Genomic DNA, 15,602 nt, shown 5'->3' with positions numbered 1-15,602 from the left:
TCAGATATGTGTACAACTTGTGGATGTGGAACAGATAGTAATCATCACCACCATCATCATGGCCATGAAGGCGATGCTGTAAAGCTAGAGAAAGCAATCTTAGATGCGAATGATCAATATGCTCAACAAAATAGAGATGTATTAGCTAAAGATAATAATATTGCGCTGAACTTTGTCTCAAGCCCTGGTTCTGGTAAGACGTCTCTACTTGAGAGAACTATCAAAGAGCTTGGTAATAGCCACCCTATCGCAGTTGTTGAAGGCGATCAGCATACAGATCTTGATGCTGAGAGAATCCGTAAAGCAGGTGCAAAAGCTTATCAGATAAATACTGGTAAAGCTTGCCATCTAGATGCTCACATGGTTGGTCATGCTTTTGAACATCTTGGTGATATTAAAGATGGTTTTGTAATGATTGAGAATGTCGGTAATTTGATATGTCCAGCGATGTTTGATCTTGGTGAAAAGCATCGTGTTGCAGTTATCTCAACTACTGAGGGAGCTGACAAGCCTCTTAAGTATCCGGATATGTTTTACTATGCAGATGTAGTTGTTATCAATAAGGTTGATCTATCGCCTTATGTAGATTTTGATATCCAAAAATGTATCACTAATATTAAAAAGATTCGTTCAGATGTAAAAATATTTGAGCTATCTGTAAAAACTGGTGCTGGTTTTGATAGCTGGCTGGATTGGTTGAAGAAGCTGAAATAACATTATAAATGATGTCGGAAATAGAAAATAATGAATGAAGTTTGTATAAAAAATGAGATTACATCTTTTTTATATCTTTTAACCAAAGTAAATTATAAACTTTCTATCAGAGATGTTATGGCTTTTATGACAATGCTAAGAACTCTTTTAGAATATCAAGATAATAAAAAAGATTGGAAACTTATAAGTTTTTACTGTAACTTAATTTTACACAAAGAGTTGACAAAATATAATTACGGTCATACAAGTTGGGTATTTAACACTATTGCAGATACTCTCAACTCTAATTGGGGTAATAAAGAATTAATTTTAGCAAATATCTCTAAAGCAATTGGTCTAGAAACACTTAGAGAAGATATTAATCTCTTTTTAAGAAAAACTTTTAATATTAATGAATTACCAGATAAAGATAATCTAATAAGTGTTAACTTTATAGAGACTGTTGCATACTTAATTTTGGATAGACCAATATACAATATAAAAGATAAATCAAAACAATATAGATGTGGCAAGTTAGATATAATTCATGAACAAACTGGTAAAAAAATACATATTAGTAAAGTCATGCTAACATCACATAAGGTTGAGTGGGAAAGAGATAATATAGCATGCTTATCAATCTTTGTTGATCCTAAACCTCCAAAACACATCAATGATGATATTCCACTCCTAATATTTCAAATAAATCAATTATCAAATAGGGAAAACCAATGAAAATACTAAAACAAGGACAACTAGCCCCAAACTTTAAATTAGAAAACCAAAATAATGAAGAAGTCTCGCTAAGCGACTTTAAAGGTAAAAAGAATGTCTTAGTCTACTTCTACCCAAAAGCGATGACTCCGGGGTGCACTACTCAGTCTATCGGTCTAAGTAGCATTAGTGATAAACTAGCTAAGCTTGATACTGTAGTTCTTGGTATTAGTCCAGATGCTCCAAAACGCCTCAAGAAATTTGAAGAAAGAGATAGCCTAACAGTACAACTACTAAGTGATGAAAATCACAAAATTGCTGAAGAGTTTGGTGTTTGGGGCGAGAAGAAGTTTATGGGCAAAGTATATGATGGTATCCATAGAATTAGCTTCTTTATCGACAAAGACGGCAAGATCAATCATGTGTTTGATAAGTTTAAAACAAAAGATCATCATGAGATTGTCTTAGAGTATATTGAGAATTATAAAGGTCTATAATTCTTTAAATTGATATAGTAGTAACTGGGGGTGAAATGAATAAAATCTATAGATTCCTTTTAAATGCTTTGAATTCTTGGGTTTCCATAATATTTATTATTATATATTGTATTGCGAGCTTTTTTTATGGTCAAAAGTTAAACGATATGAGTTTATTCTCTGCATCAGGTTCTATAATGACTATTTTTGGCCTATTCTCAATGATTAAGTTTACTACTATTGAAAAATTTATTAATCAAGAACAGATAGTTTCTTCAAGTACTGGCGTAACAGGACCTCCATTAAGCCAAGAAGAATCAATTAGATTAAAAGAAAAAAATATAAAGAAAGCAAGAATTCGTCTAAAAAAAGAATTACGAACAGAAGTTAAAGGTATTTTATTCACAGTATTAGGTACTTTAATCTCTGCATATGGAACATATATTCCTATATTTTTAAATAGTTTAAGTTAGACAATAGAACTAAATAGCTAAGATTAATATACAAGTGATAAATATTTATAAGAAATGGAAAAAATGCAACATGTCATAACAAAAATTCTCGTCAATGGTATAGTTCAGGGGGTTGGATTCCGCCCTTTTATCTATTGCCTTGCAAAAGATATGGATTTATGTGGCTCGGTGCAAAATACTCTTAATGGTGTTGAAATCATTCTACAATGTGGTGAATCTGTTGCAGATAGCTTTATAGCTAATATGAAGGCAAAATTGCCTCCTCTAGCTAGTATAGAAACTATTGAAAAGACAATTTACCAAACTGAAACTAAATTTACAGATTTTAAAATCTTAGAAACTCTACAAGGTAGCTCTACGACCAAGATCCCTGCTGATACAGCTATTTGTGACTTATGTTTAGATGATATCTTTAACCCACAAAGCCGCTACTATCTATATCCATATACTAGCTGTACTCATTGTGGTCCTCGCTTTAGCACGATACAAAGTCTACCTTATGATAGAGATAAAACTACTTATAAAGATTTTCCACTCTGTGATAGCTGTCATGATAGCTATACAAATCCACTAGATAGACACTACCATGCTCAAACCGTTGCATGCTCTAGATGTGGGCCAGAATTATCACACTCTTTTGCAGAAATATCACAAGCTATCAAAACTGGTAAAATCATCGCTATAAAAAGTCAAAATGGCTTTAAACTAGTTGTAGATGCTACAAATACTCAAGCAGTCGAAAAACTCCGTAAAAGAAAGCATCGCCCTAATAAACCATTTGCTCTAATGGCTCTAAATACTCGAAGTATACAAGAGCATTTCGCAGAAGTTAGCAAACAACAAAGTGACTTACTAAACACGACTATTAGACCTATCGCTTTACTTAAAAGACATTCTACTAGTATTATTAGTAAAGCCATTGCACCTAATATAAATCAGCTTGGTTTTATGCTACCTACAACAGGGACTGATTATATCCTTTTTTACCATCTGCTAAACCAACCTACTGGCTCTAGCTGGCTAGATGAAGCTTATGATTTGGCTTTGATAGTTACAAGTGCAAATATATCTGGTGAGAGCATTATCGCTGATAATAATGAAGCTTATGAAAAACTTAAAGATATTGCTGATCTAATAGTCACAGATAACCGTGATATTACAATAAAAAGTGATGATAGTGTCTTTCATACTATGATAAATAAAAATCTACCAATTAGAAGATCTCGAGGTCTTGTACCACAATCAATACAGCTATCTGAGAACTTACCAAATATATTAGCTACAGGAGCATTCTTAAAGAATACTTTTTGCTTCATCAAAGATAATCAAGCTTTTGTATCGCAACATATTGGTGATATGGATAGCCAAGCTAATATAGAGTTTTTTGAGCAGTCTTTAGAGCATTTCCAAAAGATGTTTGGACTTAAATTTTATGGTATTGCTTGTGATTTACATCCTGATATTTATACTACGCATTTTGCGCAAAAGTTTAATCTACCAATTTATCAGATTCAACATCATCAAGCCCATCTTGGAGCTGTAATTGCTGAGCACAATTTGCAAGGTCAAGCTATAGGTCTCGTACTAGATGGTTTTGGTTTAGGTGAAGATGGTTTAGCTCGAGGCGGTGAGCTTTATAATTGTGATATTGATAATTTAGAGTTTAATCGCATTGGTGAGCTAGATCCTATCGAATATATAGGTGGAGACAAAGTTGCTAAAGAGCCTTGGCGTATGGCTTTGGCAGTATGTCATAAATACGATCTTGATATACCAAATCATCTCAAAGAATTTCCACAGGCTGAAAGTCTTATCAAACTTTTACAAAATGACTCTTTAGCAAAAGGAAAAACTACGAGTATAGGCAGACTATTTGACGCTGTTTCTAGCCTACTTAACATCTGCCATATAAATAGCTATGAAGCCCAGGGTGCAATTGAATTAGAGTCATTAACTAACCAAATAATCATTGAAGAAAATCTATTTGAAATATCCGATGAGAATAGGTTAGTTTTAGAAAAACTATTCAAAAAAATTATTAAAGCTAATGATAAATATATAGCTAGTAATTTATGGCACGGCACTCTAGCTTATGCTTTAGTTGAATGGGCTAGTAAATCAGCCCAACAAAAAAACATAAAAACAATAATACTAAGTGGTGGATGTTTTCAAAATAAGCTACTACTAACCGAGGTTTATACTCAACTTAAAAAGTTATATTTTAATGTTTACATCTCAGAAAAAGTACCTCTAAATGATGGTGGTATAAGTCTTGGACAAGCTTGGCTTGGAGCCAAAAAATTTAAAAAAGGTGAAGTAAAATGTGTTTAGCAATACCTGCAGAAATTGTAGAAATTAAACAAGATAATCAAGCAGTAGTAAATGTTGGTGGAGTAAAAAAAGAAGTCTCGCTAGCACTACTTGCTGAGAGTGTAGAGATTGGTGATTTTGTAATAATCCATGTTGGTTTTGCATTAAGCAAATTAGACAAAGAAATGGCTCATCAGACTCTCAAAGATTTTGAAGAAATGTTACAATATAAGTAAGGGGTGATGTTATGGATTACATACAAGAATTTAGGGCCCCGAAAGTTGCAAAAAGTCTTTTACAACAAATCGCTAAAGAAGTTGACCCTAATAGAAAATACAATCTGATGGAGTTCTGCGGTGGGCATACACATGCTTTACACCGTTATGGGATTCCTAGTCTATTACCTGCAAATGTCAAAATGATACATGGGCCAGGTTGCCCTGTTTGTGTACTACCTATCAAAAGAGTTGATCAAGCAATATTTTTAGCATCACAAAAAGATGTGATATTTTGTAGTTATGCAGATATGTTACGCGTACCAGGATCTCATCAAGATAGTCTAATCAAAGCTAAGGCGCGTGGTGCTGATGTACGTATGATTTACTCAGTAGAAGATGCTCTAAAATTAGCTGAAGAGAATCCTAATAAAAAGGTTATATTTTTTGCTATTGGTTTTGAGACAACTACTCCCCCAACTGCTGTAGCTATACAACTTGTAATAGCTAAAAAGTTAGACAATTTTTTAATCTTTTGTAACCATGTACTTACGCCGGTAGCTATGCAAGCTATTCTATCTGAAGATGTTAAGATCGATGGTTTTTTAGGTCCATCTCATGTCAGTGTGATTATCGGTAGTAATGCTTATGATAAGGTGACTAAAGAATATCAAAAACCAATGGTTGTCGCAGGTTTTGAACCTTTAGATGTGCTGCAATCTATACTTATGCTTATTAAGATGATAAATGCTGGTAAAACTGGTGTAGAGAACCAGTATACAAGGGCTGTAGTACCAAACGGTAATCAACTAGCTCAAGATTTAATATCTCAATACCTAACAATTAGGGATACTTTTGAATGGCGTGGACTTAGATATATTCCAAATAGTGCTTTAGAGATAAAAGATGCATACTCAAAATTTGATGCTGAAAAGTATTATCAAATACCCGAGGTGCAAGGCCTAGAGCATAAGCAATGTGCTTGTCCTGATATTCTAAGAGGACTAAAAGAGCCCAAAGATTGTAAGTTATTTGGTGTGGTTTGTACTCCTGAGCAACCTATGGGAGCGTGTATGGTTTCATCTGAAGGTGCTTGTGCAGCACATTACCAATACGGAGACTAAAATGGCTGTGAAATTAAATATCAAAAATGGTGTTGTTGATCTAGCTATGGGAGCTGGTGGTAAAGCTATGCACCATTTAATAGAGCAGATGATAAAGAAAAGTTTTAATAGCCAGTATTTAGCTCAAGCAGAAGATCAAGCTGTACTACCACAGATAAACGGTAAGGTTGCGATGACTACAGATAGCTATGTTATTACACCGTATTTTTTTAGTGGTGGTAATATTGGTAGTCTTGCAATTCACGGCACAGTCAATGATTTAGTAGTCGGAGGAGCTAAACCACTCTATATCTCTGTAGGGCTTATATTAGAAGAAGGATTACCTCTTAAAGATCTAAAAATAATCTTAGACTCTATGGCAGAAGCTGCTAAAAAAGCTAATGTCCAGATTGTAACAGGAGATACTAAGGTTGTCGAGAAAGGTAAAGGTGATGGCATCTTTATCAATACAACTGGAGTTGGTGTAATTCGTGATGATTTTGTTACTAGAGATACTCTTGAAGATGGCGATGAGATTATCATAAATGGCTCTCTAGGTGATCATGGTGTCGCTGTGATGTCACAACGTGCTGGACTAGATTTCCAATGCCAAGTAGTGAGTGATGCAACATCCTTAGATGACCTAGTCGAATCAATTTATAACAATAACTGTAGAGTAAAAACTATGCGTGATCCTACTCGTGGAGGAGTCGGCGCAACACTTAATGAATGGGCTAACCAACATAGTGTAGCTATCGAGATAGATGAGGCAAAACTTCCTATATCAACTGAAGTTCAATCAGCTTGTGAGCTACTTGGTTTAGATCCATTGTATATCGCCAATGAAGGCAAAGTTTTAATCGCTTGTAAGCCTAGTCAAACTCAAAAGGTTTTAGACTGCTTAAGGGGTCATCCATTAGGAGAAAATGCCCAAGTGATAGCAACCGTAAGAAAAAGTGAACAGCCACATGTATTTATGAAAACCACATTTGGTGGTAAAAGACGCGTGGACTGGTTAAGTGGTGAGCAATTACCAAGAATATGTTAAGGAGAATGGTATGAGTCAGTTTTATTTTTTAAAACATGATGATCTAGATAGGATGATTTCTTACTTCTCAGGGCAAGGCTATGAAGTTATGGCACCAGCAGTTAGAGATAAATCTATTGTTTATGACAATATAAATAATGCAAGTGAGCTTCCATGGGGTTATGTAGATATACAAGAGCCTGCAAAATATGAAGTCATCAAAACAGATGCAAAAAAAGCTTTTGGTTGGAGTGTACCTGTTCAATCTGTTAAGCCAATGCTTTTTGAAGAGAAAGAAACACTCTGGAAAGTTTCACGTGATGAGAATGGTAAGCTAACATTCAATCAAAGCTTAAATAATAAAAAATATGCTGTACTAGGTGTCAGACCTTGTGATCTAAGAGCTATTGAAATTCAAGATAGAGTATTTGTTGAAAATGCCTATCAAGATGTACGCTATAAAGCTAGAAGGGAAGCTATGTTTATCGTAGCAGCTAATTGTACTACAGCACATAGTAACTGTTTTTGTATCGCACTAGGTGATAAGCCTGAGGCTGATAAAGGTTTTGATTTAGCTATGACAGAGATTGAGAACGGTTTTGTTATCGAGACAGGTAGCGATAAAGGCAGACAAACAATATTAGCTCTACAATTAGAGCCTGCAACAGGTGCTCAAACATACCAAGCTAAGCAAAAAGTAAAAGCTGTGTATAGTATGCAAGAGAAAACTCTACCACCAATAGCTCAAGTAGAAAAAGCTCTAACTAGCTCATATGATCATCCACAGTGGGAAGATGTTGCAGAGAGGTGTCTATCTTGTGGTAGCTGTACGCAATCATGCCCTACTTGCTTCTGCCACACAGAAAAAGAGCAACCAAGCTTAGATGGTAAAGAAAGTGAGCATACACGTGAATGGGATTCATGCTTTGGTTTAGATCATAGCTACACTCATGGTGAACTATACCGTGAAGAGCCAAAACACAGATATCGCCAATGGCTAACTCACAAGTTTGGTACTTGGAGAGAACAGTTTAAAACTAAAGGCTGTGTAGGCTGCGGTCGTTGCGTTACATGGTGCCCTGTAAAAATTGATGTTACAGAAGAAATTAACGCTATTTGTGAGGAGAAATAATTATGATATACCCACAAGATGCTTATTTACCTCATGAAGCTAAGATAATTGAGTTTATCCAAGATGATCATGATATTTTTACCCTGCGTTTACGCTTTGTAGATGAAGAGTTACGCAAAAATTATAAGTTTCATCCAGGTCAGTTTAATATGCTGTATCTGTATGGTGTTGGTGAAGTAGCTATATCTATTGTTAATGATAGAAATTTTGCTGATGATATCTTTGAGCATACTATCCAAGTAGTTGGACGTATAACTAAAGGTATGAATAAGCTAAAAACTGGTGAGACTATCGGTGTCAGAGGGCCTTTTGGTAGCTCTTGGCCAATAGAACAAGCTAAGGGCAAAGATGTTGTAATCATGACTGGTGGTCTTGGAAATGCTCCTCTAGTTGCAGCTACAGAAGAGATTATGAAAGATAGAAATAACTATGGCAAAGTATATGTCGTACAAGGTATTCGTGATACTTCTGGACTTATTTACCAAGATAAATATACCAACTGGAATAACCAACCAAATACACAAGTACTTCTAGCTGCTACCGCTGGTGAGCCTCATGGTCCATGGAAGTGGTATGACGGTTTTGTAACTGCAGCAATTCCAGATTTAAACATTGATTATGCGAATACCTATGTAATGAGTGTTGGCCCTGAGATTATGATGAAAAATGTCGCTAAAGAGTTTGCTAAAGTTGGTGTACCAGAAGAGCAAATTTTTGTCAGCTTAGAGCGTAGCATGAAATGTGCTATCGGGCATTGTGGTCATTGCCAAATGGGCAAAGAGTTTGTCTGTAAAGATGGTGCTGTATATGCTTATCCAGCTGTTAAGAAACTACTAGAAATAAAAGGAGTATAATTATGTCCGCTCAAGATAAATTAAAAAATTTAGCTCCTCGCCCTAAAATAGCCGTGCATAAATTTAGTTCATGCGATGGTTGTCAGCTTGCTTTAATAAACGATGCTGTATCACTTCTTACCCTTGCTGAGATGGTTGATATTGTCCACTTTGCAGAAGCAGGCCCCCTTGATGAGTTTGCTGAAGTTGATATCGCATTTATCGAAGGTAGTGTAAACACTCATCATGATATTCATCGTTTAGAAAAAATCAGAGAAAAAGCAAAGTATGTAATATCTATGGGTGCTTGTGCTGTAGCTGGAGGTATCCAAGCTCTAAGAAACTTCACAAATGATGCTGAGCTTTTAGAATGGCAAAAAGCTGTTTACCCGCAAGAGACTCAAGTAATCATCGATGAAGATCTTCCAACTGCTAAAGCTATCAAAGAATATGTAAATGTTGATTTTGAAATCTCTGGTTGTCCGATAACTACTGAGCAAATACTTAAAGCTATTCGTCAGCTACTCTTTGGTGTAGAACCTGAGAAAGTTGTTGATCCAGTCTGTACAACTTGTAAGCATGCTGGTGTTACTTGTGTAATGGTAGCTAAAGGTGAGCCATGCTTAGGACCTGTAATCGCAGATGGTTGTGGTGCAATATGTCCAAAACTTGGACGTGGTTGCTATGGTTGCTTTGGAGCATCTAAATATGCCAACCTAGGGGCAATGACACGTAAACTAAAAGAGTTAGGCTTATCAGATAAACAGATTCATGATAAATATAGATTTATCAGTAGCCAAGATGATGTATTTAAAAAGGCTGGAGTATAGTTATGAGTAGAGAAACAGTTATAGAAGTACCTATTTTAGCCCGTGTTGAAGGTGAAGGTGCTTTAGATTTAAGAATTAAAGATGGCAAAATAGATAAATGTGATCTAAGAATCTATGAGCCTCCACGTTACTTTGAGAAATTCCTCGAAGGTAGAGAACCAAATGCAATTATAGATGCTGTAGCACGTATTTGTGGTATTTGCCCTCTGGCATATCAAGCAGGCTTCTCAAGAGCTTATGAAACTGCATTTGATATTACTAGGACTCAGTGGATAGATGATATGCGCCTACTGATGTTTTTAGGTGAATGGATCGAGTCACACTATCTACATGTACATTTATTAGCTGCTCCTGATTTCTTAGGTTATAGATCAGCTATTGAGATGGCAAAAGACTATCCTAAAGAAGTTGTACGCGGTGTTAAGTTACAGCATTTAGGTAATGATATTCTTAAGCTTTTAGGTGGTAGATCTGTTCATCCTAATGGTATGAAAGTAGGCGGATTCTACAAAGCTCCTTTAGTTAAAGAAGTCCATGCTTTGATTCCTAAGCTGAAAGATGCTTTAAATGAAGCTAAAGATGTTATCCAGTGGGTATCGACACTATTATTCCCAGACACAACTATTCCATTTAAGATGGTAAGTTTATCTCACCCTACTGAATATCCTGTATTTGGTGATAATGTTATCACTAGTGATGGCGAAAAATTCCATATCAGTGAGTATGATGATCATTTTAGAGAGTTTCATGCTGTACAATCTACAGCTTTACACTCTACCACTGTTGATGGTCAGCCTATACTTTTAGGCCCTCTTTCTAGAATCAACCTAAACTTCGACAAACTTCCTAAGCATATTCAACAGATGGCTAATGCTACTGGTGTTAAATGGCCAAGTAGGAATATGTTCCATTCAGTAGTTGCTAGAGCTATTGAAGGATATTGGGCTATTGAAAGAGCATTGGACGTTTGTGAGAACTACTCATATACAGATACTCCATGTGTTGACTATACTGTCAAAGCTGCTGATGCTTGGGGTGCTGTAGAAGCTCCTCGTGGTATCCAGATAGATCATATCAAGGTTAATGATCAAGGCTTAGCTGAGAAAATCAGAATCTCAGCACCTACATCACAAAACTTACCTTGTATAGAAGCTGACTTACGCATGGCTCTAGAAAACTTTGGTTTAGATAAACCAGAGGATGATATAAGACTATATGCTGAGATGGTTATTCGTAACTATGACCCTTGTATTTCTTGCTCTGCGCATTTCTTAACTTTGAATATTGATAGAGATTAGATAATGATTTATCGTAGGACAGCACAATGTGCTGTCTATCTATAACTATACTAAATAACTGACAGATCAGTGATCTGTCACTATATAACAATTGGCTTAATAATTTGCTCTGTTAAGACTTATAAGATTATATTATAATCAGTCTAACTTTCTTAAATATCTCTTATACAATGAAAAAAGTATATCTAACCAAAATTCTTAACAATCTCTTTAACTAACTTTTTACCTTTAATAGGATTAAACATTATAGAACTTAGCGATAAATGATCCGCTCCTGCATCTATATATTTCTTAGCATCTTCAATAGTGTAGACACCTCCACCACCAATTATAGTGATGCTATCACCAAACTCTTCTCTAGCTTTTTTGATAGCTGGCAAACTATATTCATGTAACGGATAACCTGAGATACCTCCTTTATCTGTAGGTATAGTATTACATAAATGAAAAGTTGTAATACCTACCGCAAGGTACTCTCTAATCTTAGCATTATGATCTACAGTTGGTGGCATTTTGATACTGATATTTCTATCTTCAAATAGAGATGCTAACTCAGCTGGAAAATCAACAATACTAGCATTTGGACAACCTATATTTATCTCAATATTTTTATGATTGGCAAATTTTGGTAACTTTAAAGTTTCTGCAAAACTATGCCAATCTGCTATCTCTAGTGCTGCTAATGATATTATATCCTGAGCTCTCTTCGGTGGATTTGCATTTGCTAATCCTGGATTACGTAAACCAATCTTATTACGCCAAGCATTTTTCTCTACCCTGCGAATAGTTTTAATTGCTTGTTTAATAAGTCCCCAACGTCTACTTACTGTAAAAGATCCATAGACATTAGAAGTTTCTTTAAACTTAAGATATTTGCCAAAAGGCGGCGATATTATGATTTTTTTTAGATTATGATTTTGCATAGAATAAAGCTCAAAAACATTTTGGAAATTCTAACATCTTCTAAGCTTTTTGCATAGTATCTATAAAATAACTACCTTGACTTAGAGTATAATTTCTAATACATTTGTATTATGCATTTAAAATACATAATAAAATTTACCAAGGAGATATATATGGCCGAATTTGTAAATTTTGTTGAAGGTGCTGACTTTAGCCAAGACAAAGTTATTATCAAAAAACTAATAGAAACGCCTCTAACTAAGGAGATGCAAGTAAGCATACCAAAAGATATAACAATGAAAGAACATGCTGCGCCACATCCAATAACTATTATGTTAGTAAAAGGGGATCTTAACTTTTATATAAGTGAGAAAAAACATAATCTAAAAATTGGTGATTTAGTCTATCTAGAGCCAAACACTATGCATAGCTTAGAAGCTATAGAAAATAGTATTATCCGTTTATCCTTAGCAAAAATAGACTCTGTTGAACATGTTAAAAAGATAGTAGATTAAAAGTTTTATAAACTAAACTCCTTTAGCTTCTCAACTATACTTTCAGCACGTAGAAGAGGTCTACCAACTATAATATAATCAACTCCAAGCTCTTTAGCTTTTTTAGGTGTCAAAGCATTAAAATGATCATCACTTAAATCACTCTCAAGCCTTACACCTGGCACATATAACTTGATTTCACCCCCAAACTTAGCTCTAACATCAGCAACTAAATGTGGATGACATATAAAGTTTTCCACACCTAAACTCACACATCTTTCAAATTTGGCTAGGCTATCTGCTTTATCAAAGTTAGCATCACTACTTAGTGTAATTACTGCTAATGGAATAGCCTGTGTATCAGCATTAAGAGCTGCTTTGACCATTTCATCACTTGCAGTACCGTGAAAAGTAAAGTACTTAAAGTTTGGAATAGCTTTTGAATAATTTTCTATTGAAGTCTTAACTGTATTTGGAATATCATGAAATTTAAAATCTAAGAAGATGTCTTTATCTCCTACTAGCTCATGAATTTCTTTAAATGATAGTGTCGAACATAAAATATGACCTATTTTGACACAGTCAACATGCTTTGAAACAGATGCTGTCTTCTCTAAGTCTGATTTAGAGATACCATCTGCTGAGAACATTATTTTCATTGAGTTTCTCAAAAGATTAATCGATGTTGAAACTATATATTAGTTCAATTTTTGCCGATAGTAAACTATATTTTAAAGTTAGTATTTTGTAGTTATTGAAATATTAAAGATAGTACAAGAATTACTTAGTTTTTTTGATAGTTTGTAAACTGTTAGCTATTAAATCTAAATAGTCAGGATCTTGAGGAATTCCTTTAATATTTTGCTTCCTAACAAGTTTTCTCAGCTGTGATGCTAGTTTCTTATCATTATGGATTGACTTGATGTTTTTGCTTATCGCTGGATATAGCTGTGCATCAACTTTCTTAATCTTATCGCGATAGTTAGTCAAACAATCTGAGACTTGTTGCTCAAGTTGCTGCTGTGTAGCATTATTCAAATAGTAATCTTCTATTTGTTTAGATAAATCCATCTGTAACTGAATAAAGATTAAGAATGAATTCTTTTCTAGCTTATTTTGCTTTGCTAATTTTGCAGCATTTTGTAGCACGCGTATCTCTTGGTTAGCATCATAAATAGAACCTTTAATCTTTGATTTACATATCCCAACACCTTTCATTAGTTCTGCTCTTTGTACCAAAAGATTAAGTGGCTTATTAACTCCAGCATAACAAACTCCTAATAGCATAGAAAATAATATCAGTGCTTTAATTATTTTTTCCATTTTTGATCCCTTATTTATATTTTGAGTGGTATTTATAATTACTAAAAAACAAACCTTACAAAATTTTAACAGTGTTATATTATATTGTGATTTATAATTAATAGTATAAATATCTTTTACAACAAAACTAGGAGTACTGGATATGTTAAAAAAATTTCTTTCGGTAATCTCAGCTCTAGCCTTATCTTCTTGTAGTGTTTTAGGTATAAATGATACTCCTCAAGCCAAATACACAAGTATTAAAAAAGATGATAACTTCTCAATTAGAGTTTATGCCCCTCTTACAGAGGCTCAAGTAACAGTGGAAGACCCAGATTATAAGTCAGCTGTAAATAGAGGTTTTGGTTATCTATTTAAGTATATAACTGGTGCAAATATATCTAAAAAAGATATTCAAATGACTGCACCTGTTAAAATAGAACAAACATCACAAAATATAGAAATGACTGCACCTGTTATAATAAAAGGCGATGATAAGATATGGACTATAGCTTTTGTATTACCTGCTAAATATACTCTAGAAAACGCACCAAAACCAACTAATAACAGAGTGAAACTTGTTGAAAAACCTGAAACAAAAATGGCTGTCGTTACATTTAGTGGGTTCCTAGATAAAGATTCGATAGATTCTAATACTGATAAACTTAGAACATGGATAAAATCTAATAATTATCAAGCTATAGGGCAACCAGAAGCTGCCGGCTATAATCCACCTTGGACAATACCATTCTTGCGTACTAATGAGGTTATGATACCTATGGAGAATAAAAATGAAAAATAGTTGTGATAAGTAAACTAGTTTCTAAAAAGCTCCTTTAAGATATTGTAACATTTTCTAATAAGTACTCAGCAAGCATGCGTTTCTTATCCTCTTTTGACGTTTGAAGAAAATAACAATATAGTTTAGCAGTTGCCTGAGTACCATCTATCTGAATCTCAATAAGCTGACCATTTTCAACCTCTTTTTTAACTAAAGTATCCATTGTCCATATAATACCAAGATCATGAATAGCAGCATTTTTTAGTTCATCCATCGAGCTTGAGAAATAGTTATAGTTTAAATTTATGTTTGACTTACTAAATTGCCAAACTCCTTTAGGGTGAGTTACGATATTCACTAAAGCATTATGATTAGATAACTGTGATAATGTTGAGGGAATACCATGCTTTTCTAAATACTTAGGAGATGCATATAGTTTCCGTTTAAATGAACCAAAAACATATTGAACTAATCTTGAGTCAGAAATATTTATAGTACTTACCGAAATATCAGATGTTCCTTCCAAAACATTAATTGGCGAAAGAATGCTCTGTATATTTAATTTTATCTGGCTATATTTAGATAAAAAGTTAGCAAAATGTTTGGTAAAGAATGCAATATTAAGACCTGCGGTTATTGAAACTGTTATTTCTCCCTTTGGTTGTCCTCCTTGACTTTCTATATCATTCTGAGCATCTTCTATTAGGTTTATAGTCTTTTGTGCATAATCTAAGAAAACTTCACCCTTAGATGTAAGTTCAACTTTTCTAGTTGTGCGTAAAAATAACGAAGATGAAAGCCATCCTTCAAGAAAATTAATTTGTTTACTAACCTTTGCAAGCCCTATCCCTTGTTTCCTAGCTGCAGCTGTAAAACTACGATTTTTAGCAACTAGTATAAAACTTCTCATACATTCAAGCTTATCCATATTATTTCCATTTTGGAAATTCATAATCATTATTTTATATCTTTTTAAGAGATAATTTTAGTGTAAAAATATATATCAAGCATTTTGTCA

17 protein-coding genes and 1 pseudogene are annotated in these 15,602 nt (G+C 34.2%); 14 read left to right on the top strand and 4 right to left on the bottom strand.

Annotated features, from left to right (window positions below; translation table 11 throughout):
* Window positions 1-6 precede the first annotated feature (6 nt).
* The 12 genes from hypB (at window position 7) to F3D62_RS08400 (ending at window position 11,104) form a co-directional block, all read left to right on the top strand.
* Window positions 7-714, top strand: a complete 708-nt coding sequence (hypB, locus tag F3D62_RS08455) for a hydrogenase nickel incorporation protein HypB (protein ID WP_150467816.1) — start codon at window positions 7-9, stop codon at window positions 712-714.
* 30 nt (window positions 715-744) lie between these two features.
* On the top strand, window positions 745-1,428 hold the full coding sequence (locus F3D62_RS08450; protein WP_150467815.1) for a hypothetical protein: 684 nt from the start codon (window positions 745-747) through the stop codon (window positions 1,426-1,428).
* A complete protein-coding gene (gene bcp, locus F3D62_RS08445) occupies window positions 1,425-1,904 on the top strand; it encodes a thioredoxin-dependent thiol peroxidase (protein ID WP_150467814.1) in 480 nt (159 codons plus the stop codon). Before F3D62_RS08450 ends, bcp begins: the two co-directional genes overlap by 4 nt.
* A gap of 146 nt (window positions 1,905-2,050) precedes the next feature.
* Window positions 2,051-2,356 (top strand): hypothetical protein, encoded by a 306-nt coding sequence (locus F3D62_RS08440; protein WP_150467813.1) that lies wholly within the window; start codon window positions 2,051-2,053, stop codon window positions 2,354-2,356.
* Window positions 2,357-2,419: 63 nt separating this feature from the next.
* Complete coding sequence (hypF, locus tag F3D62_RS08435; RefSeq protein WP_150467812.1) at window positions 2,420-4,687, top strand: carbamoyltransferase HypF; 2,268 nt, start codon at window positions 2,420-2,422, stop codon at window positions 4,685-4,687.
* A complete protein-coding gene (locus F3D62_RS08430; protein ID WP_150467811.1) occupies window positions 4,678-4,902 on the top strand; it encodes a HypC/HybG/HupF family hydrogenase formation chaperone in 225 nt (74 codons plus the stop codon). Before hypF ends, F3D62_RS08430 begins: the two co-directional genes overlap by 10 nt.
* Before the next feature lie 11 nt (window positions 4,903-4,913).
* Window positions 4,914-6,005 carry a hydrogenase formation protein HypD gene (gene hypD / locus F3D62_RS08425; RefSeq protein ID WP_150467810.1) on the top strand — a complete coding sequence of 364 codons (1,092 nt, stop codon included), beginning with the start codon at window positions 4,914-4,916 and terminating at the stop codon, window positions 6,003-6,005.
* Window position 6,006: 1 nt separating this feature from the next.
* Window positions 6,007-7,032: a hydrogenase expression/formation protein HypE gene (gene hypE / locus F3D62_RS08420; RefSeq protein ID WP_150467809.1), complete on the top strand. Its 1,026-nt coding sequence runs from the start codon at window positions 6,007-6,009 to the stop codon at window positions 7,030-7,032.
* Window positions 7,033-7,042: 10 nt separating this feature from the next.
* Window positions 7,043-8,143: a 4Fe-4S dicluster domain-containing protein gene (locus F3D62_RS08415; RefSeq protein WP_150467808.1), complete on the top strand. Its 1,101-nt coding sequence runs from the start codon at window positions 7,043-7,045 to the stop codon at window positions 8,141-8,143.
* Window positions 8,144-8,145: 2 nt separating this feature from the next.
* Complete coding sequence (locus tag F3D62_RS08410) at window positions 8,146-8,997, top strand: FAD/NAD(P)-binding protein (RefSeq protein ID WP_150467807.1); 852 nt, start codon at window positions 8,146-8,148, stop codon at window positions 8,995-8,997.
* Between the two features lie 2 nt (window positions 8,998-8,999).
* Entirely contained in the window at window positions 9,000-9,806 is an 807-nt protein-coding gene (locus F3D62_RS08405; RefSeq protein ID WP_150467806.1) for a sulfhydrogenase subunit delta, read from the top strand.
* A gap of 2 nt (window positions 9,807-9,808) precedes the next feature.
* On the top strand, window positions 9,809-11,104 hold the full coding sequence (locus F3D62_RS08400) for a Ni/Fe hydrogenase subunit alpha (protein WP_150467805.1): 1,296 nt from the start codon (window positions 9,809-9,811) through the stop codon (window positions 11,102-11,104).
* 138 nt (window positions 11,105-11,242) lie between these two features.
* Here F3D62_RS08400 and F3D62_RS08395 read toward each other — a convergent pair.
* Window positions 11,243-12,027, bottom strand: a pseudogene (locus F3D62_RS08395) (diguanylate cyclase).
* 153 nt (window positions 12,028-12,180) lie between these two features.
* Between F3D62_RS08395 and F3D62_RS08390 the strand changes: the two are divergent.
* Window positions 12,181-12,522, top strand: a complete 342-nt coding sequence (locus tag F3D62_RS08390) for an AraC family ligand binding domain-containing protein (protein ID WP_191092573.1) — start codon at window positions 12,181-12,183, stop codon at window positions 12,520-12,522.
* Between the two features lie 5 nt (window positions 12,523-12,527).
* Here the strand turns inward: F3D62_RS08390 and pyrF are convergent, their stop codons facing one another.
* A complete protein-coding gene (pyrF, locus tag F3D62_RS08385; protein WP_191092572.1) occupies window positions 12,528-13,160 on the bottom strand; it encodes an orotidine-5'-phosphate decarboxylase in 633 nt (210 codons plus the stop codon).
* 121 nt (window positions 13,161-13,281) lie between these two features.
* Entirely contained in the window at window positions 13,282-13,824 is a 543-nt protein-coding gene (locus F3D62_RS08380; protein ID WP_150467801.1) for a chorismate mutase, read from the bottom strand.
* A gap of 142 nt (window positions 13,825-13,966) precedes the next feature.
* Here F3D62_RS08380 and F3D62_RS08375 point away from each other — a divergent pair, with 142 nt between their 5' ends.
* Entirely contained in the window at window positions 13,967-14,605 is a 639-nt protein-coding gene (locus tag F3D62_RS08375) for an SOUL family heme-binding protein (protein ID WP_150467800.1), read from the top strand.
* 34 nt (window positions 14,606-14,639) lie between these two features.
* Here the strand turns inward: F3D62_RS08375 and F3D62_RS08370 are convergent, their stop codons facing one another.
* The gene (locus F3D62_RS08370) at window positions 14,640-15,512 is read right to left on the bottom strand and encodes a LysR family transcriptional regulator (RefSeq protein WP_150467799.1); all 873 of its coding nucleotides are present in this window, start codon (window positions 15,510-15,512) and stop codon (window positions 14,640-14,642) included.
* Between the last annotated feature and the right edge of the window lie 90 nt (window positions 15,513-15,602).

The sequence above is a fragment of the Francisella sp. SYW-9 genome (assembly GCF_008711465.1).
Taxonomy (GTDB): Bacteria; Pseudomonadota; Gammaproteobacteria; order Francisellales; family Francisellaceae; genus Francisella.
The sequence above is the reverse complement of the archived record's forward strand: the minus strand, read 5'-3'. Positions and strand labels throughout refer to the sequence as shown.